Genomic DNA, 24,920 nt, shown 5'->3' with positions numbered 1-24,920 from the left:
AAAGTGAAGGTTTATACCAGTTCGTTAACATCGAATAGGAAAACCAAACAGCAAGTAAGGGGTAAAAATGGATATTGGAGCGCAGCTACTGCAAGCAGGAAATCTTATGCTGACCGGTATGGTTGGTGTTTTTGTTTTTCTGTCCATTTTGATTTTTGCGATGCGACTGTTGGCCAACTTTGCTGCTCAATTTAAAGAAGTAGAGCCAAGTACCACAAGATCAAAAACAACCAGAGCAACATCGTCACAGGGTGTGCCACAGGCACATATTGCAGCCATTAGCGCTGCCGTTGCAGCCTACAGAAAAAACAATTAATAGGGGTTTTGCATGTCACAGTTAAAGCTAACCGAATTAGTGCTGCGCGATGCGCATCAGTCATTACTCGCCACCAGAATGCGCTTGGAAGATATGCTTCCTATCGCTGAGAAGCTCGACAATATGGGCTACTGGTCTGTTGAATCATGGGGGGGAGCAACCTTCGACTCGTGTATTCGCTATTTAGGCGAAGATCCATGGGAGCGGATCCGTGCACTGAAAGCTGCAATGCCAAAAACCAAACAGCAAATGCTACTGCGTGGTCAGAATCTATTGGGCTATCGTCATTATGCTGATGATGTTGTCGAAAAGTTTGTTGAACGTGCCCACCATAACGGGGTAGATGTATTTAGAATATTCGATGCAATGAACGACGTGCGCAACTTAGAAACGGCTATTAAAGCGGCCATCAAAGTGGGCGCGCATGCGCAGGGCACGATTTCGTACACCGTAAGCCCTGTTCATACGCTGGAAATGTGGCTCACGCAGGCCAAGCAGCTCGAAGACTTAGGCTGTCATTCCATTTGTATCAAGGACATGGCTGGATTACTGAAACCCTATGATGCCGAAAAGTTAATCTCTGGGCTTAAAGCGTCCGTCTCTATTCCTATCGCAATGCAGTGCCATGCAACCACAGGGCTCAGTACTGCAACTTATCAAAAAGCCATAGATGCGGGTATCGATATGCTCGATACGGCGATTTCTTCGATGAGTATGACCTATGGTCATAGCGCAACAGAAACTATCGCGGCGATTGTGGAAGGCACAGAACGTGATACCGGGCTGGACTTACTTGAGCTTGAAGAGATCGCAGCCTATTTCCGTGAAGTGAGAAAGAAATATACAGCTTTTGAGGGCAGCTTGAAAGGGGTCGATGGTCGTATTCTATCTGCACAAGTGCCTGGTGGCATGTTAACAAATATGGAAAATCAACTGCGAGAGCAAGGTGCAGGTGACAAGCTTGACGCAGTACTAAAAGAAATTCCAAGTGTGCGTAAAGAACTTGGCTACTTACCGCTGGTAACACCAACCTCACAGATTGTCGGGACGCAAGCGGTATTAAACGTACTTACTGGTGAGCGTTACAAGTCTATAACCAAAGAAACTGCTGGCGTGCTGAAAGGCGAATATGGAGCGACACCAGCGCAAGTCGACCAAGCTTTGCAACAACGCGTGCTTGAAGGCGCAGAGCCTATTACCTGCCGTCCTGCAGACTTAATTGAACCTGAGCTGGATAGTTTACAAAGCGAGTTAGTCGCGACGGCAAAAGAGGAGCAAATTACCTTAGCCGACGAGATTATTGATGATGTGCTTACCTATGCATTATTCCCGCAGATTGGCCTTAAATTCCTGAAAAATCGCAATAATCCAGATGCGTTTGAGCCAAAACCGACGCTTGTTGAAAGCAAAGAGCAAAAAGCTGCAGCGACGCCTGCTAAAGCCAAGTCATCAACTAGTGAGCGTTACAGCGTAAAAGTGGATGGCAAAGTATACGATGTGGTGGTTGCGCCGGGTGGAGAGTTACAAGAAGTACAAGTCAAAGACAGTGAGCTTATTCCTCAGTCAACCTCGGTAAGCTCCAGTGAAACTTTGAATGCGCCACTTGCTGGCAACATATTTAAGCTTATGGTGCGCGCAGGAGATGAGGTGCAAGAAGGCGATGTGGTACTCATCATGGAAGCCATGAAAATGGAAACCGAGGTGCGTGCAACACACAGTGGGCAAGTCGCGGAGCTACTCGTCTCTGAAGGCGACTCCGTCAGTGCTGGCGATGCCATCATGTCTTTAGCATAAGGATGTCGTGATGGAAGGGTTACTTAATTTATGGCAAGCAACAGGGCTTGCCAACTTCACCGTGCCTGCACTTTGCATGATGGCTGTGGGCTGCGGACTTTTGTATCTTGCGATCGCCAAAGGCTTTGAGCCGTTGCTATTGGTGCCTATTGGCTTTGGTGCCATACTCACGAATATTCCTGTTGCTGGGCTTGCCGATCCTGGTGGGCTTTTATATTACGTGTATTACATTGGCATAGACAGCGGAGTATTCCCCTTACTGATCTTTATGGGGGTGGGTGCGATGACAGACTTTAGTGCTTTGATAGCCAACCCCAAGATGCTGTTGCTTGGTGCCGCAGCTCAATTTGGGATCTTTGCCACCTTGTTTGGGGCCATATTGCTGAACTATATTCCGGGCTTTGAATTTACCCTACAAGACGCCTCTGCAATCGCCATTATTGGCGGTGCAGATGGTCCAACTGCGATATTCCTCGCGTCTAAGCTTGCACCAGAGTTACTAGGGGCAATTGCGGTGGCAGCCTATTCGTATATGGCGTTGGTGCCAATTATTCAACCACCAATCATGAAAGCACTCACGACGCAAGAAGAGCGCCAGATTGCGATGCCACAGCTGCGCCATGTATCAAAAACCGAAAAAATCCTATTTCCTCTGGCGGTACTGGGCCTAACGATACTGTTTTTACCTGCTGCAACACCTTTGGTTGGTATGTTCTGTTTGGGTAACTTGATGAAAGAGTGCGGTGTAGTAGACCGTTTGAGTAAAACGGCGCAAAACGAGTTGATTAATATCACTACTATTTTCCTCGGGTTGGCGGTGGGCTCAAAGTTGGCAGCTGAGCAATTCTTAACGGTTGAGACGTTGGGGATTTTAGCGCTAGGTGCCGTGGCTTTTGGGATTGGTACCGCAGCAGGTGTATTAATGGCTAAAACCATGAATAGATTTAGTGATACCCCCATTAATCCGTTAGTTGGCGCTGCTGGGGTATCCGCAGTCCCGATGGCGGCGCGTGTGGTCAATAAGGTTGGCCTTGAAAGCAATCCGCATAATTTCTTGCTAATGCATGCGATGGGCCCCAATGTCGCGGGTGTATTAGGCAGTGCGGTTGCTGCTGGTATTTTGCTTGCACTGGTAGGCTAATTTACACTTCTCCAACCATTTGCGTGGCGATTTTAGGTTGCCGCGCATTTTTATTTCTGGACTTTATATTCTTGAACTTGATAGTCTTTCGTCACTTTTAATTAACACGAACAACTTCAGATGAAGTTTTTAGCTCCTTTCTTATTTTTGTTACCCTGTGTGACAGTTGCAACGGAAACATCGACTTTAGTGGTAACACCGATAGCAGAGCATGTTTATAAACATGAATCTTCGCTACACGTTGAACCTTGGGGGTTAGTGGCAGGCTCTGGGCTGATTGTGGTCGACGGTCAAGATGCTTACATTGTTGATACACCTTGGACCGAGCAAGACACAGAAGCACTGCTATTGTGGGCCGAGGACCGCAAGCTCAATATTAAAGGGGCGGTGGTCACGCATTATCATCAAGATGCAAGCGGTGGCCTAGCGGTATTAAATAAACATCAGATCCCAACCTATGCATCAGCCCAAACTAACCATCTATTAGCCCAAAAACACAGCGCTATCGCGTCACATAATTTGCCGCAAGCCTCAGCAGCAATAAAGTCAGGTGTCGTTGAAACCTATTACCCAGGTGCAGGACACTCGAAAGATAATATTGTCGTGTGGCTGCCACAATCTAAGATTTTATTCGCAGGATGCTTTGTGAAAAGTGTGGTGAGTAAAAATTTAGGTAACTTGGAGGATGCTTCGGTTGATGAGTGGCAAGCGTCTATACACAAGGTATTGAGCCGATATCCGGAAGCAAACATGGTTATTCCAGGGCATGGTAAAGAAGGGGATTTATCTTTGTTGCACCATACCGTTAAGCTAATCAAAATCGAGCAATCAAAAGGTAAATAAAGGACTGACATGAAATTTATTCCATTTCGTAATTTACGCTGTCCGGGTTTAGAAACTGCGCTGTGGTATTGTCGCTTGTTGTTTTTAACGGGCGTAGCCTTGATAGTGCTTGGGGTTATCAAAGAGGGGATTGCAATCTATCATTGGCTAATCGCCATGATAGAAAATGGCGACGCGCCAATAAAAGCAGCCTATATCTATGACTTAGATTTGCTTTCCCACCCAAACTTTCATTTGATCATTGTTGGAGTGGTGAAGATCTACTTCTCCTGTGGCCTCGCGATTAAACTAAAAACAATGTCCCACGAGCAGGCGTTACAAAAATAACGAATACCACGTAAAGGAGTTTCATAGAGGAGTTTCTCAGAGAAATTTCTTAGACCCTTTTACGTGGCAGAGTTACTATTTTAAAAATTAATACTCCAGCTGTCCGCCATTTTGGATAAAGGCGACATATTCGTTCCAAACATCTTCAACACTTCGGCCCAAGATATGTTGAAATGCAGCATCAAATGACCAGGTATAATTACCCATATCTTTCGCCGCTTTATTAAACTTGTAGATAAACTCAGAGTCGTGCTGTTGTTTGACGTAATGCAAGAAAAACCCAGTTGTGGTGTAGCCACTAAGCCAGCGTTTAGCGTTGATGATATCTGGTGAGCGTGACTTATGAAAACCAGCACCGATCCGCACGGCATCAGCTAGACCTTCGGTGTATGCCCAGTTTGCCTTGCCATCACCATAGCTGTCATGAGTCAGCGGCGAGTTATTGTAACCATGGGTGACTTCGTGGAATAAAATGCCGTCGATTTCATCACGGATCACGGCATCGTTGTTATTATTATCGCGATAAATACGTTCTAAGTGCGCGGTGCTAACGACGATAGTCATCTCACCCGAACCGTCTTGCCCCATCTTATAGGCAACGAAATCCTTACCCCAATGATCTTTGGCTCTCAACTCAAACTGCAATTTTCTAAAACGCTGGGATTCACTGGCGTCGCGGTATAGCACTTTTGCTACATCCACACAGCGTTCGGCCATGTGTGCAGCTGGGTTTGGTATGATCCGTTTAAATAATGCTGAGCCTCGTGTTTCAGGATTTACATCAACAAAGTTTACTTCCGGACGTTGCCACGTGTCGTTTGGTGGTGTGCTATCGCTACTGACGGCTAATTCATAATTGGCGCTTTGGAAACCGTATACAGAAACATAAACCGGCGCATTTGAGCTTATATCGCAGCGCTCGTTGGAGCTGGCATCATTGATACTTTGGCAGTCATAACTTGTGGTGGTCGGTTGGCTATTTGCTTTTAGGTATAGATCTGCATCACCGCTGCCAGTCAAGGTTGCTGTGATAGGAGCTGAGCTTGTAAATGGCCCAAAATGTGCCCATTGGCCAGGGGTAACGCTGCCATTTTGGTTAAATGGCAAGGTTGTACCACCGTTTGCCGGAGCACCGATAAATTCGATTTCTGCAAGCTGTAATAAATTGGCACCTTGCGTTGCGGTGACATTTAAGCGCACAAAGCGGTACGCTTGATTGGTACTGACATTGAACTGCTTAGTTTGATGTCTCGAAGCAAAACTTTGATTGTTTTGCGAATCTATAGTAAACCACACTTGACCGTCTTGAGAGCCTTGAAGCGTCCAATTTTTGGGATCTCTTTGTGGCGCATCGTTCGCAGAAGTGAGGGTGTAAGCTGTTAAATTCACCGCTTCGCTAAACGCATAACTTATCCAACCGGAAGCTGAAAAAGTAAGCCATTTGCTGTAGTGGTTATTATCAAATGCGTTGACTTTGCCCTCATAGGGTTGGTTTTCTCCTGAAACGCTGATAGCAGCGGCATTGGCAGTTGTCAGATCGCTGTTTGCGTGCGCCGAGCTTAAGCCCAGGCTCACTAAAGCGGCTGCTATAAAAGAACGTTGGAATCGCGTTTTAGCTATAATGATGTTCATGTTGACCTCTTTTGTATCGTTCCACTTTTTGTGGGTAGATATCTGTTGATGTTGTATCCATGGCTATTTTTATTTTGGCGTCCAAATAAGTTTGGAACGGTTTAATTGTTGTTGCTTTTATGTGCGTTTGTCAAATGGAAATTTACTTTAATTTAACGATAAGGATAGAATTGGTGTTCCTGATTTAGGTTGAATTACGATGCGAAGGCTAGCACTTTCAGGCTTTACAGGGCGTGATGTTAGGGAATGTTATTTATTTTGAACTGTGTTTTGTTGGGGCGTGTTTGATTGATTTTTCGGGACTTTTTTATCTGTAGTCTCCTGGACAGCATTTTGTTTGCGCTGTTTCTTTTTTAATCGCTTTCGCTCTGCTTTAGTTACGTGTTTTGCCACCCATTTGGCAATCTTCTGCATGAGCATTGGAGGGAAGTCATGACCCATCCCATTGACCAGTTTTAGTTTGGATTTGCGAATAGTCGCGGCGGTTTGCTGGCCAGCGGCCGCGGGGAAAATAGGGTCGTCGGTACCATGGATAACAAGTGTAGGCGTTTTTATCTTTGCCAGCGTGTGCTTGCGACATTGGCTTGCGACAATCGCTGCAAGCTGACGCTTAAATCCTTGCGGGTTATGCGCGCGTTCAATACTGTGTTTGGCTTGTTGATGTAGCGTCCCTTCGTCTTGAGGGTAAGCAGGACTGCCGATCAGCTGGTTGAGTTTTATATTGTATTGAATAGCAGATTGGTGGCAGTCTGACTTTGGCCGTGCTTTTGCTAGTTGCAGCATGACTTTTACATTTGCTGCGGTAAACTTGGGATACGCTGAGGTTGACATAATTGAGGTCAAACTTGCCACTTTCTTTTTATGCTTAGCAGCAACGATTTGTGCAATCATCCCGCCCATAGAAGCACCAACAAGGTGGGCGCGTTTAATCTTAAGTCCTGCCATCAAAGCGACAACATCTTCGGCCATATCTTCTAGGGTATAGGGAACAGAAGCGCGAATAGGAAGTTTTTTGCTCAGCATGGTTTTTATCACACTCGGTGAACCTAAATGGTCCAAGTGGCTCGACAATCCCGTGTCGCGATTATCAAAACGGATCACCCGAAAACCTTTATTGACTAGCCCAAAGTACAATTCATCGGGCCAAATCGTCATTTGTGCCCCAAGACCCATTATCAAAATAATAACGGGGGCGTGAGGCACCCCCTCATCCTGATAATGTATGCTGATCCCGGTTGCAATCTCGATATCGGTCATTGTCGCGAATGTTTAGCTTGACTTGAAAGGGCTGCATTTAAGTATAGAGCGTAGGTATGAACTTAACTTTAAAATAGCAGTCAAAAAAGACGAAAATTTATTGCTAAAAGCCATTGCGCTTTAAAACATTTAGGTTAATATTCGCGCTTGTTGATGGTCTGAAATTATGCATCAACACTATCAATTTATATGATTCTTATTTGGAGTAAGTCATGACTAAAAAAAGCAAACTTCAGCATGCTCATCAGCGTGGTGAAATTAAAGACAACGCATTAAAAGCGTTGGTAACCAGCCCGTTGTTTAAGGCGAAAGTTGAAAAAAGCAAAAAAGGCAAAGGTAGTTATCAACGTAGCGTAAAGCACAAAGGCCAAGAGCCTTACCTTAAGGCAGCCTAAGCTTTAAGATAAGGTTTTTTGCTGATACATTTGCTTGTCAGCTTGTGCGATTAAATCGCTGATATCTGTTATCGGGTGTTGGGAAAATGCTCGCCCGACACTACCTTGAATTGCTACTTTTTGTTTCCCATGACTAAATTGCAAGGTATTGAGTTGTTGTTGCAGCTGTTGTGCTTTTTCTTCTGCAGACTGTGTGTCGTCAAATAAGCACAGGGCTGCAAACTCATCGCCACCTAGGCGTCCTACAATATCTTGTTTTCTGATACTTGATGACAAAAACGTCGCAACATGGGCAAGCGCCTTATCTCCAGCATCGTGACCAAATTGGTCATTAATCAACTTAAACTTATCTAAGTCAATGTAAAATAATGCCAAAACACCACCACGCTTATTAAATTGCTCGACTAGTACGTTGGCTTGTTTGTACCAGCCTCGACGGTTAAAAATGGCGCACAATTGATCATAATTTGCTTCATTTTCAGCTTGTTGCTTTTGCTGTCTGAGCCGTCCAATGCGTTTAGATACCGCAACGGCAAGCAGTAAAGACTCAATGGCAAACGCAAAAATAAGTGCATACCGCTGCATAAATGGGCTATATCCCACTAACAGCACGCGAAATACCATACCGACTAATACTAGGCTCAGTGCCGTAAAAACCAAACTTGCTTCGCCAATTTTACGCTTGGTTTGAAGAGCAGATAGCACAAAGATAGTGGCGACAATAACGAGGGTGATATAGGCCATTATTTGGCTTAATAAGTAAGACACTTGTGCTTGTTGAGTGGGAATTTTAAGTATGCTCAGGATCATCACGATACCCGCGGCACTTTTAAGTAACAACACGAGTTTTGGCCACTGTTTGTCAACAAGTAGGATACTCAACATAAACCAGGTTGCCGAAACCACAGTGAGACCAATACTAAGTAAATATGCGTGTTTGAGTAATGGCTTATACTGAGATGAAACAAAAAGATTTAATTGCCCTTCTTGGAATAATACAAATCCACAAAGGCAGAAGATATAAGCGCCGTAAAGCCTAAATATAGGATCATTGAGGCGACTACCCATGATCAATACATAGCAAATTAAGGTAAAACAAAGGCCATAAAATGCGCCCATGACTAGGCTGCTTTTTTGACTTTCCCAAATAAATTTCCCCATGCTCATCAGCCCAAATCTTGGCGTATGAATTTGCATAGAATCCAAGCTTAAGGTTGCTGTGTACTTACCTTTTGGAATGATAAATGCGGGTTGTGAGAACTTAACGGGCAAAGGGGCGTTGACTCGCCACTGATAGTGATTAAGGCCAACATCTACAAATGAAAAAACGCTGTCTTCATGTAAATTGCAGGCTATCGAGACGGTATTGTTGCCGCGTTCAATTTTGCTATAAGACGTGGTATTGATAGTAAGCAAAATTGAGTCGTCGTGAGCGGTCGTGAGCGAGCAATTGTCATCAAGCGCAAAAATTGAGGGGCTAAACAAAAATACGGCGCCGTAAATAACAGCGAGTAGGAGCGTAAGCTTCCCACTAAAGTTGCTGTGTATTTTGACGCCATTCAACCTAGACTGCAGCACAACCAAAACCTAAGGTTATTGTTGTGGTTAATGTAACAAACTTGTACGTAACTTAGCCAGTGTAAAATCCCTTTAACCAGTGACTTTTTACATTCTATCGAACAAGAAGCTAAACCAGGCAAAAAACAAGCAAAAGCTACTTAATCCAAATGCTAGGGTTCGTAACCGTAAATTGCTGCCTAGCACGTGCTCGTAGCTGTGCCAATATCTTGCTGCGACAAACACGGTGCTAAGCACAAACCAAAATTGTCCCGTCATTTGCTCAATATGCAAAAGTATCAGTAATGCGATAAATAACACCGGCTGTTGAAACTGGCTGTCATAGCTATTACCTAATAATCTTATGCGCTCGGGGAAGGCGTGTTTTTCAACATAGCGAATATCTTGAAGTGCAATATCACCATTTTTGACTGCGCGAATTCTACTCGTTGCGGTTAAAAGAAATAATAGCAGCGTTAGGCTAAGCAAAAATAAAACCGGAATATGGATCCACATCGTAAAGCTCCTGAATTTGAAAGAGGTTTTACTTTAACTAGATTGATTGCTAACTTATCGTGTCAATAATGACTAATTTTGGTTTGATATTGCCATGAAGGTGATTTTGCTTTGTCCTGAACATGTGTTTGCGAGCGCATTAACTGGCGTGATTGATATATTGAACGTGGCAAACAAAGTCGCTGGTAAGGCTGTGTTTTGCTGGCAGACGGTTGCGCTTTCAGGGCAAAAGTCGGTGATGAGTAGTCAAGGCTTAGAATTTGTTTGTCATGCTGAATTTAGCGCATTGGCTGATGCTGATGTCGTTATCTGGCTCGGCAGTCACTTTTCATCAGAGCCTTTGTTGTGGCAACAATGCCAACAAGTCAAAGCACAATTAAACAAGCATGGTATTGAATTTCATCCCGCGACTTATCAACTTGCCGGATGTTGCGGTACCGCATTTTTAGCCACAGCAGGATTGTTGGATAAAAAACAATTTACGTGTAGCTGGTGGCTTACGCCTTTTTTTACACGATATTATCCCGTTTTAAAGCCCAACAGCCAAAAGGTAACAGAGCAAAGCGGTATGGTGTATACCGCGGGCGCAGCTCATAGTTACTTGCACTTGATGCTGCGGTTTATTACCGACGTGCTGGGTTCAGAAGTGGCAAAAACAATCGCCGCGTGGCTGGCGATACCAAACGAGCAAGCGAGTCAAAATGAGTTTGTGCAGCTCAGTGGCTTTTTACAACATAGAGATGCGCAATTGCTTAAGGCACAGTATCATATCAGCGATAATCTCGATGTTTCGCATAGCTTACAGAGCCTTGCGAAACATGCTTGTATGTCAGAGCGTACGTTAATTCGACGCTTTAAACAGCACACGAGTATGACGCCTTTTGAGTACGTGCGACTTGCGCGACTCGTTCGCACCAAACAGCTATTGCATAGCACTAATATGAGTGTGGAGCAGATAGCCAATCAGGTTGGCTACCAAGACAGTCAGGCTTTAGCGAAGCAATACAAAAAGCACTATAACCAATCGCTTAATCGAGTGAGAGGGTCGTAATAGTGGGTGTTAACCTTTCTCTTTGTGCAATAAATAACATCGGCTGTTATCGCTATTGTTAACTGCAAAACATGACTACTACAGGAAACCAAACTACGGAAATACTAACTTGGACATGTATTGTATGTTTACTTGTAAAGTTTCTCTGTTGCTTCTTTAAGTCCTGAATGGGGTAAAAATTGATCTGTGATTGTTAGAATCGAGTGCAGATTATTTTTTAATTTATCAAGCTCTATGTTACCTGGCTGAATAGCCGTTTGTAATAAATGAATGGCCATGTCAGCTAATAGAATACGCTGTTTTTCTAGCCATTCCTCATCGCCTTTGGTAGCGGGATTGCCAAGGTAGCTACTTTCTACCAAACTATGCAAATCCCAGCTAGTTTTGATTAACTTATTCCTTTCAATATCATTCACTGCCGACCTTCCGAAATATATAGATATAATGACTCCCACACTGTGCTAGCCTTCTCTTTTTCGTGGGTTAGCTTAATACAAAGCGAGGCCATAATTAATTTGTTAAATAACTAAACAGCTGAGGCTAGCATGAACAAACATAACATACTTTATATGTGAACTAATACGCATAAAGCATTTAATGAAGTAGCCATATTTTGCTCAAAGTCGCCTGTCAGTCAAAGTCCATATCAATTTGTCTAAATGGTAAGGCAAGTGATGAGCAAATACAGTTGGAGGAATATTTTCCTCCATTCAATCAGTTCAACTTGCTTAGCTTGACGCGAGGCAACGGGCACTCGGGGTTTCACCGGGTTCGATGATATTAATATTGACCTCTTTTAAGTCACCGATTATGGGTTTTAACGCCTTATCAAAACGATTTGCTGCGGCTTCGATTTTTTCGGCATAGTCGTCAATGGCATCAAAATTAGCTGCGTGACTTTCAATTACTGCCTCAATCTGCTTGGCCTTCTCTTCTTGTTTTGCCAGTAGCGCTTTATTGATCACAAGTCGATCGTCGTCTTCTTGTATCGCCTCTTTACTAATGGCTTCCATTTCTTTGCTGAGCAGTGCGAGCTTGTCTTCAATATCTTTCATTGGTAACTCAGAAGCTGAGATATCAAGCTCTGCCGCTTTGAGTGCTTTGTATGCGGCCACCTGTTCGGCGTCCATGGTGTGTTTGATTATTGGGTTACAGTCTTGGTAAGCGATAAGCCGGTAGCTGCCTTGTGTTTGCGGCTCGGTTGTATTTGCATTGGAGTAGCCAATGCAGGCACTCAAAGCCAGTGTTACCGAAATAATGAGTATTGATTTTGTGGTTTTCATAAGCACCTCGAAGGAATAAGTCTGATTTACAAAATTAGTCGCGGTGCAGTTTGAAAAGGTTGATTTTAGATGCGCAAGTATTAGTAACAAAATATGAATCGGGCAGTGAGCTTAGAATTAGTTGCTACTTTTATCAGGCGCTTGGCATTGGTGCTGTGCAATTTCTTCTGCGTATTTGGCCTTAACTAGTTCAACGTAATGGTTGAGGTTTTTATCAGGACTTACGGTAAAGGTCAGCTTACTTTTATGTATCGCGGTGATACGGTCCAAGCGAAATTCACGGTAATCACTGCGGAGCTGACAAAATGCGACCAGCGTCCACTTTCCACCCCAATAAACCAATCCGAGAGGCTCGATAATACGCTGGGTTTGTTGCTTTGCAACGTCTTGATATTCAAGTTGTACACACTGCTTAGCCGCAATGGCGAGCCTGAGTGTAGCGCTAAAGGATTGTTGTTGTGGTCCGTGTTTAAAACTCGAAACCAAATAAGGGGAGTGGTCATGCTGTTGTTTGAGGTGAGCGGGTAGCACGGCCTCTATTTTGGCAATGGCTGCTTTTGCATGTGCGCTTAGTTCGGGATCCGTCCATGCTCCAACCATTTTACTGCCAAGTAATAATGCGGTGAGTTCATCATAGCTAAACATCATAGGGGGCAGTGGGTAGTCACCAATAATATAGCCGACACCTGCTTCCCCCTCAATTGGCACGCCAGAACTTTGTAAGTCCTGAATATCGCGATAAATCGTACGCTCAGATACCGTAAAGTGATCGGCCAATGACTTAGCGGTAACCGCTAATCGTCGACCCTTGAGCAGATCCACTAACTGAAAGAGACGTTCTGATTTATGCACGAGTTTTCCTTGTTATTCAAATCTCAGATTGATTAACCGCTACATGGGGTTTGAGAGAGCACATTACTGTGACTAATGGTGACACTCTCGCTGTCTATGTATTGCGTTAATCTTTGGCATACTTCGGTTGTTGGGAATTGTGCCGAAACCGCTTTAGCATGCTCCATCGATTGCCAATAAATAATATCTAAATACTCGTCAGTCTGACTGTCTTTAGTCAACGAACGATATAGTAACCCAGGTTGCTGTTCAACCCACTCGGTAAAAGCTGGGTTTACACCCATAATGTCACTCTCTGTAGCACCAAGAGCCAATTTAAATTTTACAATCTCTACGACATTTTGTTGCATGGTCTTTCTCCTTTTTGAGTTCAAAAAGAGTAAACCACGATGTTGTGTCAGGGAGTGTCAGTAGTGTTTAAATATACAGTGCATTTTATATCTAGATCTGTATTAGGATTTAGGGTACTGCAATTGGCAGGATTAAACGTGTAAAGGATAAGGAAATGAAATTAAGTACAAGCATATTTGCAACCAGTTTGGTTGCATCCGCTATCTGCGCTTCCCATGTTTTTGCAAAGGATACAAATGACAGCGATGTCAAAAGGCTGTATGTCTTGGCAAAGCAAGTCGCATCACAAAGCGTCAGTGGGTCGTATACTTTTGCTATCAACTGTCATACTAACCCCAGCTTACTGAAACGTGCCGTTGAGCAAGTAAGTTGGCCTGTCGATGAAATTACCTTTGCTATTCAAGGACAATGTCAGGGCCCAATTAAGATCACGAGACCTGGTATCACCATTACTGGGTCTGATAATACCCAAGATGTTATCACTGCGGCGCTAAGCGGCGTACAGCCGACCATATTAGTGGAGTCTGGCTCGGCTAAGCTCAATAACTTAGGGCTTGTCAGTACCGCTCAGCAAAGTAGCGTAACGGTGACGGCGCAGGGAATGGCAAGATTGGATAATGTCGCGACTCAAGTGCAAGGCACTGAGCCTGAATATCACTATATCGTGACAGATAATAGTAATCTTTACTTAAGTAATCTAAACCAAGCTAAAGTGAAAATAGCAGGGGGGGCTTTTGCTGAATTTGTAGCCGGCAATCAGGCAATGACAGCATATGTGTTTGACACCGCCAATGCTAGAAGTACCCAAGGGAACCAGTTCGACGCAGTACAAGTTGCTGGAAATGGCTACTTTTTAGCAGATGGGCAGTCGCATATAAATCTATTGATGATCTGGAGTAAAGGCGCCGCCGAAATCGACCAGCAAAGTAGTGTTGGCGAACTGATGATGGGCGGCCAAACCTTGTTTGCTGCTTATAGAAACTCGACTTTGTCAGGGCCTTACAGCTTCTTTGGTAACGTGGTTTTTGAGTTGGAGCACTCCTCTGCGACAAATTGGGTAACGCAAGAAAGGCCGCACTCGCTGTTTTCTGGTAATAATGCCGTCGTGAATGGCGAACTATTTCCAAGTTGGAGTTGGCAAGGACAGGCACCACAACCTGAGTAACCTGAGCTTCAAAACAATGAGTTAGCGTATTTCTTATTCAAACCTCAGGTTGAGTAATTTATGCTACTACGCCGCTTGGTATTATGCTTTACTACTAAGCGGCAACGATTAATCTAAAGGTAGAAGAATAAGATGGATCATCAACAAGTACACGACTACTTGCTTGCAAAACCCTATACCAGCGTAAGTCAACCTTTTGGTGAAGGCGTTGATGTATATAAAGTGAAAGACAAAATGTTCGCGACGTTGGCGCTTGGTAAAATGGGCAAAGAAGATGACGAGCATCCCCATTGGCGCGTAAATCTCAAATGCGATCCTGATGAAGCGCAAGCGCTGCGGGACATTTTTAGTGCGGTGTTACCGGGTTACCACATGAATAAAAAGCTGTGGAACACGGTGGTGCTCGATGGCTCCATTCCTACAGGAGAACTTGAGCGGATGATGGATAACTCATTTCGCCTTGTAGTCGAAAAAATGCCGAAAAAGCAGCAGGGGATTATCCTTGCGCAGCATCAATAGATGCACAAACCACTTGGTACACGGCGTTCACTTTAGGCTCTGTGAGCGCTTGATTTGCCACAACAAAATGTACTGGGAGCGAAAAGTCTAGCAAACTAGACAAGGCAACCTCTGCTCCTTGATCTGCAATGGCGTTGGCTTCAATAAAGCTCACGCCGAGTCCTGCCTTAACTAAAGCCAAGCGGGAGCGCTCATCCGCAGCATTAATATTTACCGCGTTTACTTCGCTTAGCTGTTGATCAAGTTGCTTATCAAAAGGGCAGCCTTTTCCCATACGTATCCACGTCATCTGTGCCAATTCGGCTTTATGTGATGGCGTAGGCCAAGATGCAGGATAAGCGGTGGTAACTGCAACTTCTGTGAGCGGTACCGCACTAAAATGTGCAGGTACTTCGCCATAAATAACCCCACCATCAAGTAGCCCATCACTGAGTTTGTCGACGATGACACCACTTGAGAGTAATTCCAGCGAAAAAGAAAGACTTGGAAAGTGCTGGTTGAGGGTTTTTATTAGTGTGCCAAGTTCGCTCGAGGTGCCAATAGGGTGGTTCAAGCCAAGTCTGAACTCGCCTGTGAGCAGTGTTTTGGCTTGCGATGCGGTGTGCATTAAATCATTTGCACTTGCAAGCGTTAACTTAGCTTTGTCTAGCAAGATCTTACCTTGTTCTGTGAGCTGCATCCCTTTGCTAGAACGATGAAACAATACGGTATTGAGTTCCTCCTCAAGCGCTTTGATATGGGCGCTGATAGCAGGTGGTGTGGTGTACAGTCGTTTCGCTGCTGCTGTTAGATTTTGGGCCTCTGCAACCGCAACAAACGACCTTAAATGGTAAAACTCCATTGCACTAAACTCAATCACGTATTGAATACCACCAGTTTAAATGAGCTTGCTGCGATTGCCTATTCTGAAATGATGAACATCGCCTTCAAAAAATATGAATTCATTAACGCCTATCAAGTGCGTAACGTAGTTGACCTCGGGTGAGGTTAAATAACCTGAGCTAGCTCATTCCTTATCCAAACCTCAGGTTAAATAATTATCCGCAGCTCAGATTATTTAGGACCCAGAGTATTTAAATAGGAGTTAGAAGATGAAAGTAGAAGTATCACAGTATTTTGCAATGAAGCTGGCTTGCGAAACGGATTGTGCTGATGTTTATCAGGCGATGTTAACGGGGCAGCAGGATTTTGTGCTATTTGATGTCAGGTCGAATGAAGCCTTTGCCAAAAGTCATGCTCAAGGCGCAGTTAATATGCCAAGCGCAGACATAAGCGAACTGACGATGGCTAAGTATGACAAGGTCACACCAATCGTGGTTTATTGTTGGGGTCCTGGGTGTAATGGCGCGACAAAGGCCGCGTATAAGCTTGCAAAAATGGGCTATCAAGTAAAAGAGATGATAGGTGGAATTCATTACTGGGAGGATTTTGAGCGTTACCCCGTTAATCGCCGAGTGTCTCAGGCACAAAGTTGATTTAGGTGCATTTTTCTTTATCTCATGATTATACTGTTATTCATTCACGGCACATTTATCAATGTGTAAAGTGAGTGAATAACGATAATAACAAGGGAAATATCATGTCGAAACTATTGTACTGCGCCATATTTTGCTCGTCTTTGCTAAGTCAGACATCCTTCGCCACTGACTCGGCCCAACATCAAGTTCAACAAGTTGCACAAAATCTTTTACCTAGAGTTCAGTTAGAAGGCCAAAAATACCAACCTGTAGATTTGCAGACGCGTCTTCAAGAAACGCATTTGCCGGGCTTAAGCCTTGCCGTGATCAAAGATGGTAAAGTGGTGTGGGCTGAGGGTTTTGGCATTGCAGATAAAAAGCAAAATCGAAAAGTGACCACTGAAACGCTGTTTCAGGCAGGGTCAATAAGTAAGCCCGTTGCAGCGCTTGCGGTATTAAAGCTAGCACAAGATGGTAAAGTCGATTTAGATGCTGACGTTAATCAATATCTCACCTCTTGGAAAGTACCAACGAACGAATTTACCAAAGCCAATCCTGTTACTTTGAGACAGTTAATGACTCACACCTCGGGGCTCACTCAACATGGTTTTCCGGGCTATGTGCGTGGCAGTAAAATTCCAACTGATGTTGAAGTCTTAATGGGTAAAGGCAATACCGACTTAGTGACGGTTGACACTTTGCCTGATAAAGCTTGGCGCTATTCTGGCGGTGGCTACACGGTAATGGAATTGCTCGTGGCAGATGTGACAAAAATGCCATTTGAAGAGTATGTCCAACAGGCAATTTTAACTCCGCTAGGGATGCACAACAGTACCTATGCGCAACCACTACCGAAAACTTTATGGTCAAAAGCCAGTGCTGCGTTTGACGATAAAGGCGAGCAAGTCGAAGGGGACTGGCATGTTTATCCAGAACAAGCCGCAGCTGGTCTTTGGACCACTCCGGTGGATCTCGCTAAATATATTATGGCCGTACAACAAGCGTATGCAGGCAATACCGTGGGGCCCATCACACCAGAGCTGGCGAAGCAAATGCTTGAAGTTCATCATGACGTATGGGGCTTGGGACCAGAGCTTGAACAGCGAGAGCAAGGGCTTGTTTTCACCCATGGTGGTAAAAATAAAGGCTTTAGCAATCGTTTTGAAGCATTTGTGGAAAAAGATGAGGGTATGGTGTTGATGTCCAATGGCGACTCAGCGAGTACCGTATTTGGTGAGCTTCGCATTGCCATCAGCGAACATTACGGCTGGAATTTTATACGCAGTAAAAAGATAACCGCGATTACATTACCTGAGGCACGCGCAAAGCAATTGGAAGGTCTGTATGCTTATGAGAAAGATCATCAGTTTAAAATGAAAATCACCCGAGAGGGGACGCGATTTAACGTCTTAGATATGGCCCGTGACAACCTGATGGCGTTTGTTGCTACAGAGGAAGACACTCTGATTGAGCTTGAAGGGGGGGCGGATGTCACCATTGAAACGAATGATAAAGGTGAGATCAGCGCGGTGATTTGGCGAGGCCTATATCGTTTTGAGCGGATTTAATCGGAAACTTCACGTCAACGAGTAGTCTGTCTCTGGTATTGGTATAAAATACACCTAGCGTTTATGTACCGTTTTGACTGGTTAGATAGCAGCCAAAGAACAGGTGTCCAGCGTGGGGCAGCCCTTCCTGGCAACCTTGCAATCGAGTTGGTATTGAGTAACACGGCGACAGTTTACTCTATTTTCTGGTGCTCTATGGATTGCTGCCTTATGTGCTCAACCAACTGCGGAAAAAAGGTTTGAAATCCAGATTCAAGCTGGTGGTAGTGCTCTTTTATATCCACTTCAGTGCCTGAAAATTGGTTTTGAAAACGAATACGTTGGGCGATGTTATCGAGTGCATGACCCACACCAGCTACGGATTTATAGGTGGCAAACCAATCATTTTGTGTCATTGCGCTAACGACTCGTTGCATGTGCGCAGGCATGATGTGCAAGTTATCGTGCAGCAATGAAAAGCTCTGACGTTTAAAGTCATCAAGCGAGGTGCTGTGATATTGCTGCCAGTGCTTAATCAAAAAGTGGTCATATAACACATCCAGTGCAATGCCTGCAAAGCGGCGACGCGCGGGCGAAAAAAGTTGTTTAGCAGATTTTGTTATCGTGTGGCTATCAGTAAATTTATCGACTTGCATATGTGTTTGTAGACCAAGTTGCACAGGTTTGGGCAGTACTTGTATATTCACGCCTTTTTGAAAGTCACCGAGCAAGTTGCCAAAGTGCGATGCGGCAGTTGGTTTGGCAAAGTACAAATGCGCCAAATAATTCACAGAAACATCCCCCCCAATAATTCACTCTAAAACAGAGTATCGCATTTGTCCGCACATACAAATACCAGCATATATGAATAACCATTTAATTCAGGAAGGAGAAACATAGCTTAGGCTATGCTTGTCTCCATTACTCAGAACATCAGGGGAAGTGTGATGGCGCTAACGGCTGAATTGAAGCAAAAGACCAAGCGATTAGTAGAATCAAAAAATATGCTCAAAGGGATCACGGTTGCCTCTTTTTTAGAGTCAACCATCGTGCCTATTCCGCTTGAAGCTGTGATGGTGCCGCTAATGCAGGCAAGGCGAGAAAAACTATGGCTAATTGCGCTAATGGCGACGGTTGGATGTGTGATTGGTGCCTTATTTGGTTATGCGTTGGGTTACTATTTATTTGATGCAGTGGGGGATTCCGCTATTGAGCTGCTGTCGAGCCAGTCTCAGTTTGAGCAAGTGAAAGCGCAGATGCAAAGTCAGGGATTTTGGTTTGTGTTGACCTTAGGTATTGCGCCAGTACCTTTTCAGATTGCCATGTTAGCAGCTGGCGCCACAAAGTTTTCACTATTACAATTTCTAATTGCAACTTGTATTGCCCGTTCACTACGTTATTTTGGCTTGGCGGCGGTCGTTTACTTTGCTGGTGATCAGGCTGAAAAGCTAATTAAACAACATAAAATAAAAGCCGTTATTCTCACAACGGCAATTGTGCTGCTCGCATGGTGGATAACTAGTCGCTAGTAGGGCCTAGTATTTTCTATACAAAAATTTTGATTCATTTTGTGAGCGTGCAAAAGCGAGTAAATCATCGCTCAGTGTTAGTGGCTCTGACACCAGCATTTGATACTGTTGATAAAAGTTATTAGGGGCTCCGGCGCGCTCAAATAATGCGAGGGCTGCTTTCCCTTGTCGAGCATACCCTCTGTAATCTTTGGACTTATTCAGCAATTGAATATAAGCAAGGTAAAAAAGCTCAAACTCAGCATGTCTTGCAGAGCCTGTCTGCTTTAACATGAGATCAATGTTGTACAGCAGCTCACTTTGGTGCTGCATTGTCTCAATTAATTTATTTTGATCTTGGCGGATCATTGAGGCTACTACTCGTTCTTCAAAGTTATTCAGTTGCTCTGTCACTGTGTGATGAAGCTGTATAAATTGCTCCGCATGTATGGTACTTAACTGCTGCTGAAGGTTGCGCAAAAGCAAACTTTCCTGCTTACCTAGTTGTTCAATTTGAGATTCAGCCACCGTCAGTACAGTTTGGTAGACTGCATTGTGCTTTTTACCTTCAGGAATAGCTGCAATCTGCTTTCGAATCGCTTGAATATGAGCGTTGATCAGCGACAATTTTTGATTGACGTCGATTATGTTCCATTTACTAGGAGGTTGGTTAAAGAAGCTCGTGAGTGCAATTTCATGCCGGTTTGATGCAGAATGTAACTTTACCAATGTATTAATCAGCTCCGTCAGAGGATAGTCGGCAGATAAGGTGCGCAGCAATGTATCCGCTTGCACTGAATTGTTAAGTGCTTTTGATTGCGCGGCTTTTATCTGAGCCGTAACGATATCAGCGTTTTCATAAGCAATTTGTGCGTCTAGTAGTAAAGCTGAGGCATTTTGTGTTTTTTGATATAAGCTTTGCCATGTGGCGCTGTCGTATTCACTGAGTGTCTTGAGCGCCTGTGCTTGTGCTTCTATGTCTCTTTGCTGTTGAGCTTGTGTGAGTGCTCGCTCGGTTTTTGTTATTTCGACCGGTGTACAAGCCACAAGTGTTGCGAAACAGAGAGTAGGGAATAGTTGCTTCATATCGTTATCGTTTTGTATTCCTTTTGCTTAACGTTAGCATCATCACTGCAATGGGGCAATATTCCTATATTGGGTATACATTTCGATATTTGCCCACACTTGCATTGTTCAATGGTTGTCTGATCTGCATTTTGCTGGCTGTCGCTGAGTAATAACCCTGCTTATAAAAGTGAAGTGCATTGTCTTGCCAATCCAACTCGAGAAATTGACAGACTTCCTTCATCACAGCCTGAGGCATTTCTACCAGCGATTCATAATTCACAAACTTAATTTGAGTCGGATGTTTTTGTGCGGCATCTTGCAAAAACGCATAAGTATTATCATACATAGCTTGAATATCTTGCATCCGGTATGAGTAGCCATGAAAGGGGCTATTCGTTTGATATAATTGACGAAAGTTTGCGATACAAGTATCTGTTCTGTCTCGTTTCATCACGACAAATTTCGCGCGTGGAAACGCCTTTGCAAGCAAATCGATAAAGAAAAAATGAAATGGTTGTTTGTCTATAAAACGTTGAGCACCAGCAAAGGACTGCGCGGTGAAGAGACGGTATTGCCCAATGGCGTTAGCCTCTTTATAGGCGTGGCTGATATATTGAATATTACTGTCGTAGTCACGAGAAAACCTAAGTGCTTGGGGCAATACACTGGTTTCTCCCAGCGGTTGTAGCGACAATTGCGCTAAGATCTGCTCCATTAAACTGGTGCCTGAGCGTGGTAGCCCAATGATAAATACAGGTGCAAGCGTTTGCTCTGGAGCAAAATCAATAGGCTTGTCTAGAAGTTTGCCAAGTGCTTGAAAATAGCCAGTCATTTGTTTAGATGAATAGGAAACCTCAGCACTGACCGCTTGTTTACTGGCCACAAAGCTTTGCCATGCCTTGGGATAATTTTCCTGCTTTTCGTATTCGAGTGCCAGTGCATGGTGAAGCCGCTGTAATGCAAGTGGTGTAGTTTGCGCTGTTATTTCAGTTGCTAACTGAGCGATGCGAGTCGATGCTAATTCTACAGGAGTAAGCTCTGAGTAGGCTAACTGGCACTTTGCATTACTTGGGTTTGCTTGCACTAAAGAGGCAAGCAGCGTCCGCGCTTGTGCTAATTCACCAGACATCTTTAAATGCATTGCATAGTTGAGCGCGATTTCAGGACAGTGTGGTGAGCGTGTATAGGCATGGCTAAAATGCCAACCAGCGCCAGTATATTGATTTAATCTCAGTAATATATTTGCGAGGGTATCGTGCTCAGATCCCGACAACTGTGTGTTACCTAGCAAATGCAGAATATAACGCTTTGCCACTAATGGTGCTTGGGTAAAAAGCGCAAGTTTGGCAGCGCTCAATGAGTAAAATGCGCAGGGAAATAAACTTAGGCACTTGTCGTAAATTTTTAGTGCTTTGCTGAGATTACCGAGAGCGATATTCAATTCGGCCAATAAGGCGTACGCGTGGTGATCGTTGGCATTGGTATTAATGCGAGCGACTAATGCGTGATGCGCCGCTTGAAATTGACGCTGTTGAATATAGCTTTGGATCTGATTGTATGATGTCATCGCAACGTAAAGAGAGTGAAGGTAACTTCACTCTCTATTTTAGTTTTTTGCTGATTATAACTCAAACTGGTAGTTAAGCTTGACCCCAACGGTACGAGGTGTTGTGACATAGTGTCCGTACACTCGCTGCTGCTCAGGCAAGGCTTTGTTTAACGCCGCGAATTTAGCTTCACCAGCCCAAGACTTGTCGCGTCTTACCGAGGTGAAAGCAAATTTGTCAAACAGGTTGTCGACATAAAAAGTGACGGCCCATTGCTCGCTTGAAAGCTTAGCACTGAGGTTAGACAAGGCAAATCCTGGCAATACCTCTCCGTCAGCTTTGAGTCCGACTTTCGTGTATACGTCACTCTGCGCGGTGACCCCATAATTAACGTTAAGCATTTTGTCGTCGAACACTTCCTGCTCGTAGCTTAAGCCGAATGAAAACTGCTGTTTTGGCGCGCCAGGTAGGCGGTCGCCATCTGTACCGTCATAGTACGGCTGGTAAAGCGCAATTTCTTCTGCGCTATAGTCACCTTCTTTGAATACCGCAAACAGGGCTGGTGCATCATCAGTTAGCTGTGCTTTTGCATAAGAATAGGTTGCATACACCGTCCACTGGTCGTTCAACATAGCCCGGGTTGACAACTCAATCCCACTAGAGTTCGCAGATCCAGCATTAGAGGTAATGATCTCTTGACCGTTTACCGTCACGGATGAGATCTGTGCATCTTCCCAATCAACACTGAATAATGCGGCATTGAAATGCAGCTTGTTATTCAGCCATGTAGATTTTAATCCCAGCTCATAGTTAGTGGTGGTATCTGGTTTATAGCTAAGCTCATGCGGCAGTGCACAGATGATCTGTTGCTCTGGTAGTGTTTCTGGACAGGACTCCAAACCGTTGCCACCGCCTAACCTAAATCCTTCACTGACAGTGAAGTACGTCAGCAGTCCATCTTGCCAAGTGTAATTGGCATTAAACTTAAACAAACTACCATTGTCTTTGGCACTGACTTGTTCAAATGAAATTTGTTCGAGGCTTGGCAGGCCCCCAGAATAGAGCGGGGTTTCAGCCGCTGACTCAGTTTTAACATCATAGCGATAGAAACGAGCGCCCACTGTGATATTAAAATCATCTGAAAATGCGTAGCCGATTTCGCCAAACAATGCAGACTCTTTGCTGGTGGCATTGGTAAGTGCAATATACTCAAGGTCTTGCTCAATATTGTCGATTTCATCGCCCCAAAACGCCGTGAGTCCTGGCGTGTACTCTCTATCGTCCGAGCTAATTTCTTGTTTACTGTAATATACCCCAGCAATCCAATTTAGCGCGTCATCCCCTTTAGAGACTAAACGGATCTCTTGGGTAAAAGTGTCTTGATCTGTGGTGTCTTTGGTCAACGCGGTGAAACTAGGAAAATCCGCATAACCCGGCCAAATATCATAAAGTAGATCGGTTTGATCTCGTTGGCCTTGTTGTTCTTTACTTGACCAACCGGATGCCGAAACTAAATCAGCAAACTCTAAATCGGCGTTGATTTCAAGGCTAAGCAGGTCGTCTTCTTGTTCGTTAGGTTCAAGCACGCGATAGGCTGACTCGTATGGTTTGATCGTATCGGCAAGCGAGTGCTGTGCTGCAAGGCTTTGATATTGTGAAATTGAGTTAGCGCCATTTTCTTGCTTCTGGTGAAAATAGTTCAGCGTGGTATCGATATTCTCACTCACCAACCAACGTAGAGAAACCCGTGTGGTCGTAATGGTCTCATCATTTGCATCCGCAACTGCGTTGATGTTTGCTTTTACATCCTCAGCATTGGACCAATCAGGATCTGGGTTTGAAACGCCAGCTTGCTTAACCACATAACTGTAATCCATAAAGCCGGGGTTGTGATAGCGGTTAATACTTGCACGAACGGCTAATTCATCCATCACTACAGGCATATTGAAGACAGCACCCACTTCATGACCATGGCTGTCACTATCATTGATACTGAATAAATCACCACTTAGTTTACCCTCAATAACGTCAAGCACTGGTGCTTTAAGCATGGTTCTAATCGCACCACCTAGCGTGCCTGCACCGTAAAGCGTACCTTGTGGGCCAATCAAGACTTCAACACGTTCGATATCGGTTAGTCGCAAATCCACATTGATTGGGATTTCGCCGAGGTAAGTTGCCACGGTTCCCGAGTCAGAGGCACGTTCTGACGAATTAGTATTCAAACCACGAACAATAATAGGTGAACCTTCACGGCCACCTTGTTCTGTGATTGTCAAACCTGGGACCCATCTTGCTACGTCTTCAAGGTCGCCAATATTTTGGTCGCTCATTACATCGCTGTCGACGGCGGTAATGTTTAATGGCGCTTCTTGAACTGTGCCTGCGCGTCGAGTTGCTGTTACTTGAATTCGCTCAATTGACTTTTCTTGAGCCTTACTTTCTTCTGCTTGTGATTGATTAACAACAAAAAAACTCGAACTAACAGCTAGTGCGACTAAGCTTGGATGGAGCTTACTCATAAATGGTGGAACCTCAAATTTAGAATTAAACGTGACGAAATTTCAATATTTATAAATGGGTAAGTATGCAGGTAGCACATTTTAGTCCCGAGTTTAGAGAAAATTTCATACAGCTGGCGGTAAATAGACGGGCAATACTTTGTATTTACTTTAGGTAATTTAACCACCCTGAAACTGCGGCGCATGCTAACATGCTTATTCGTATTTTGTGAATAATTATTTTGATTTTTTGAATGGTTATTTCTTTATGGAAGACGGCTATTTGCGAAAAT

25 protein-coding genes are annotated in these 24,920 nt (G+C 44.2%); 12 read left to right on the top strand and 13 right to left on the bottom strand.

The features are described from left to right. Positions 1–67: 67 nt before the first annotated feature. The 5 genes from PNC201_RS12945 to PNC201_RS12925 all read left to right on the top strand — a co-directional run bounded on the left by PNC201_RS12945 (position 68) and on the right by PNC201_RS12925 (position 4,421). Positions 68–316 carry an OadG family protein gene (locus PNC201_RS12945; protein WP_010606212.1) on the top strand — a complete coding sequence of 83 codons (249 nt, stop codon included), beginning with the start codon at positions 68–70 and terminating at the stop codon, positions 314–316. A gap of 12 nt (positions 317–328) precedes the next feature. Then, entirely contained in the window at positions 329–2,110 is a 1,782-nt protein-coding gene (oadA, locus tag PNC201_RS12940) for a sodium-extruding oxaloacetate decarboxylase subunit alpha (protein ID WP_102057297.1), read from the top strand. Positions 2,111–2,120: 10 nt separating this feature from the next. Then, positions 2,121–3,251 (top strand): sodium ion-translocating decarboxylase subunit beta, encoded by a 1,131-nt coding sequence (locus PNC201_RS12935; RefSeq protein WP_102057296.1) that lies wholly within the window; start codon positions 2,121–2,123, stop codon positions 3,249–3,251. Positions 3,252–3,371: 120 nt separating this feature from the next. Next, positions 3,372–4,094, top strand: coding sequence for a subclass B1 metallo-beta-lactamase (gene bla / locus PNC201_RS12930; protein ID WP_102057295.1), 723 nt, complete (start codon positions 3,372–3,374; stop codon positions 4,092–4,094). Positions 4,095–4,103: 9 nt separating this feature from the next. After that, positions 4,104–4,421, top strand: coding sequence for a hypothetical protein (locus PNC201_RS12925; RefSeq protein ID WP_010606216.1), 318 nt, complete (start codon positions 4,104–4,106; stop codon positions 4,419–4,421). An 87-nt stretch (positions 4,422–4,508) separates the two neighbouring features. Here the strand turns inward: PNC201_RS12925 and PNC201_RS12920 are convergent, their stop codons facing one another. After that, positions 4,509–6,053 (bottom strand): basic secretory protein-like protein, encoded by a 1,545-nt coding sequence (locus tag PNC201_RS12920; protein ID WP_102057294.1) that lies wholly within the window; start codon positions 6,051–6,053, stop codon positions 4,509–4,511. Positions 6,054–6,302: 249 nt separating this feature from the next. After that, positions 6,303–7,310, bottom strand: coding sequence for an alpha/beta fold hydrolase (locus PNC201_RS12915; protein ID WP_102057293.1), 1,008 nt, complete (start codon positions 7,308–7,310; stop codon positions 6,303–6,305). 212 nt (positions 7,311–7,522) lie between these two features. Between PNC201_RS12915 and PNC201_RS12910 the strand changes: the two genes are divergently transcribed. Then, the gene (locus PNC201_RS12910; protein WP_010606219.1) at positions 7,523–7,705 is read left to right on the top strand and encodes an alternative ribosome-rescue factor A; all 183 of its coding nucleotides are present in this window, start codon (positions 7,523–7,525) and stop codon (positions 7,703–7,705) included. Positions 7,706–7,708: 3 nt separating this feature from the next. Here the strand turns inward: PNC201_RS12910 and PNC201_RS12905 are convergent, their stop codons facing one another. Continuing rightward, positions 7,709–9,190 carry a sensor domain-containing diguanylate cyclase gene (locus tag PNC201_RS12905; protein ID WP_233525173.1) on the bottom strand — a complete coding sequence of 494 codons (1,482 nt, stop codon included), beginning with the start codon at positions 9,188–9,190 and terminating at the stop codon, positions 7,709–7,711. A gap of 180 nt (positions 9,191–9,370) precedes the next feature. Continuing rightward, the gene (locus PNC201_RS12900; RefSeq protein ID WP_010606221.1) at positions 9,371–9,778 is read right to left on the bottom strand and encodes an MAPEG family protein; all 408 of its coding nucleotides are present in this window, start codon (positions 9,776–9,778) and stop codon (positions 9,371–9,373) included. Positions 9,779–9,872: 94 nt separating this feature from the next. Here PNC201_RS12900 and PNC201_RS12895 point away from each other — a divergent pair, with 94 nt between their 5' ends. Next, a complete protein-coding gene (locus PNC201_RS12895) occupies positions 9,873–10,829 on the top strand; it encodes a GlxA family transcriptional regulator (protein ID WP_010606222.1) in 957 nt (318 codons plus the stop codon). A gap of 128 nt (positions 10,830–10,957) precedes the next feature. Here PNC201_RS12895 and PNC201_RS12890 read toward each other — a convergent pair whose 3' ends face one another. The 4 genes from PNC201_RS12890 to PNC201_RS12875 form a co-directional block, all read right to left on the bottom strand. Next, the gene (locus tag PNC201_RS12890; RefSeq protein ID WP_010606223.1) at positions 10,958–11,245 is read right to left on the bottom strand and encodes a hypothetical protein; all 288 of its coding nucleotides are present in this window, start codon (positions 11,243–11,245) and stop codon (positions 10,958–10,960) included. Between the two features lie 312 nt (positions 11,246–11,557). Beyond that, entirely contained in the window at positions 11,558–12,112 is a 555-nt protein-coding gene (locus tag PNC201_RS12885) for a hypothetical protein (RefSeq protein ID WP_102057291.1), read from the bottom strand. Positions 12,113–12,229: 117 nt separating this feature from the next. Beyond that, on the bottom strand, positions 12,230–12,964 hold the full coding sequence (locus tag PNC201_RS12880; protein ID WP_102057290.1) for a helix-turn-helix transcriptional regulator: 735 nt from the start codon (positions 12,962–12,964) through the stop codon (positions 12,230–12,232). 32 nt (positions 12,965–12,996) lie between these two features. Then, the gene (locus PNC201_RS12875) at positions 12,997–13,314 is read right to left on the bottom strand and encodes a hypothetical protein (RefSeq protein WP_010606230.1); all 318 of its coding nucleotides are present in this window, start codon (positions 13,312–13,314) and stop codon (positions 12,997–12,999) included. A gap of 155 nt (positions 13,315–13,469) precedes the next feature. Between PNC201_RS12875 and PNC201_RS12870 the strand changes: the two genes are divergently transcribed. Further along, complete coding sequence (locus PNC201_RS12870) at positions 13,470–14,480, top strand: hypothetical protein (RefSeq protein WP_102057289.1); 1,011 nt, start codon at positions 13,470–13,472, stop codon at positions 14,478–14,480. Positions 14,481–14,612: 132 nt separating this feature from the next. Then, positions 14,613–14,999, top strand: a complete 387-nt coding sequence (locus PNC201_RS12865; protein ID WP_010606232.1) for an MmcQ/YjbR family DNA-binding protein — start codon at positions 14,613–14,615, stop codon at positions 14,997–14,999. Here PNC201_RS12865 and PNC201_RS12860 read toward each other — a convergent pair. Continuing rightward, on the bottom strand, positions 14,977–15,858 hold the full coding sequence (locus PNC201_RS12860; protein ID WP_102057288.1) for a LysR family transcriptional regulator: 882 nt from the start codon (positions 15,856–15,858) through the stop codon (positions 14,977–14,979). The two genes, PNC201_RS12865 and PNC201_RS12860, sit on opposite strands and share 23 nt — an antisense overlap. A 232-nt stretch (positions 15,859–16,090) precedes the next feature. On the opposite strand from PNC201_RS12860, the gene PNC201_RS12855 reads away from it, so the two are divergent. Then, a complete protein-coding gene (locus PNC201_RS12855) occupies positions 16,091–16,474 on the top strand; it encodes a rhodanese-like domain-containing protein (RefSeq protein ID WP_010606234.1) in 384 nt (127 codons plus the stop codon). A 104-nt stretch (positions 16,475–16,578) separates the two neighbouring features. After that, positions 16,579–18,024, top strand: a complete 1,446-nt coding sequence (locus PNC201_RS12850) for a serine hydrolase domain-containing protein (RefSeq protein ID WP_102057287.1) — start codon at positions 16,579–16,581, stop codon at positions 18,022–18,024. A gap of 173 nt (positions 18,025–18,197) precedes the next feature. Here PNC201_RS12850 and PNC201_RS12845 read toward each other — a convergent pair whose 3' ends face one another. Then, positions 18,198–18,794 carry an acyl carrier protein phosphodiesterase gene (locus PNC201_RS12845; protein WP_102057286.1) on the bottom strand — a complete coding sequence of 199 codons (597 nt, stop codon included), beginning with the start codon at positions 18,792–18,794 and terminating at the stop codon, positions 18,198–18,200. Positions 18,795–18,950: 156 nt separating this feature from the next. On the opposite strand from PNC201_RS12845, the gene PNC201_RS12840 reads away from it, so the two are divergent. After that, positions 18,951–19,532, top strand: a complete 582-nt coding sequence (locus PNC201_RS12840) for a YqaA family protein (RefSeq protein ID WP_102057285.1) — start codon at positions 18,951–18,953, stop codon at positions 19,530–19,532. A 6-nt stretch (positions 19,533–19,538) separates the two neighbouring features. Here the strand turns inward: PNC201_RS12840 and PNC201_RS12835 are convergent, their stop codons facing one another. The 3 genes from PNC201_RS12835 to PNC201_RS12825 all read right to left on the bottom strand — a co-directional run bounded on the left by PNC201_RS12835 (position 19,539) and on the right by PNC201_RS12825 (position 24,648). After that, positions 19,539–20,597, bottom strand: coding sequence for a hypothetical protein (locus PNC201_RS12835; RefSeq protein WP_102057284.1), 1,059 nt, complete (start codon positions 20,595–20,597; stop codon positions 19,539–19,541). A gap of 64 nt (positions 20,598–20,661) precedes the next feature. Then, a complete protein-coding gene (locus tag PNC201_RS12830) occupies positions 20,662–22,146 on the bottom strand; it encodes a tetratricopeptide repeat-containing sulfotransferase family protein (RefSeq protein ID WP_102057283.1) in 1,485 nt (494 codons plus the stop codon). Positions 22,147–22,200: 54 nt separating this feature from the next. Then, positions 22,201–24,648: a TonB-dependent receptor gene (locus tag PNC201_RS12825; protein WP_102057282.1), complete on the bottom strand. Its 2,448-nt coding sequence runs from the start codon at positions 24,646–24,648 to the stop codon at positions 22,201–22,203. Positions 24,649–24,920: the final 272 nt, after the last annotated feature.

Source organism: Pseudoalteromonas sp. NC201, assembly GCF_002850255.1.
Taxonomy (GTDB): Bacteria; Pseudomonadota; Gammaproteobacteria; order Enterobacterales; family Alteromonadaceae; genus Pseudoalteromonas.
This window is presented reverse-complemented; position numbering and strand designations above follow the sequence as displayed.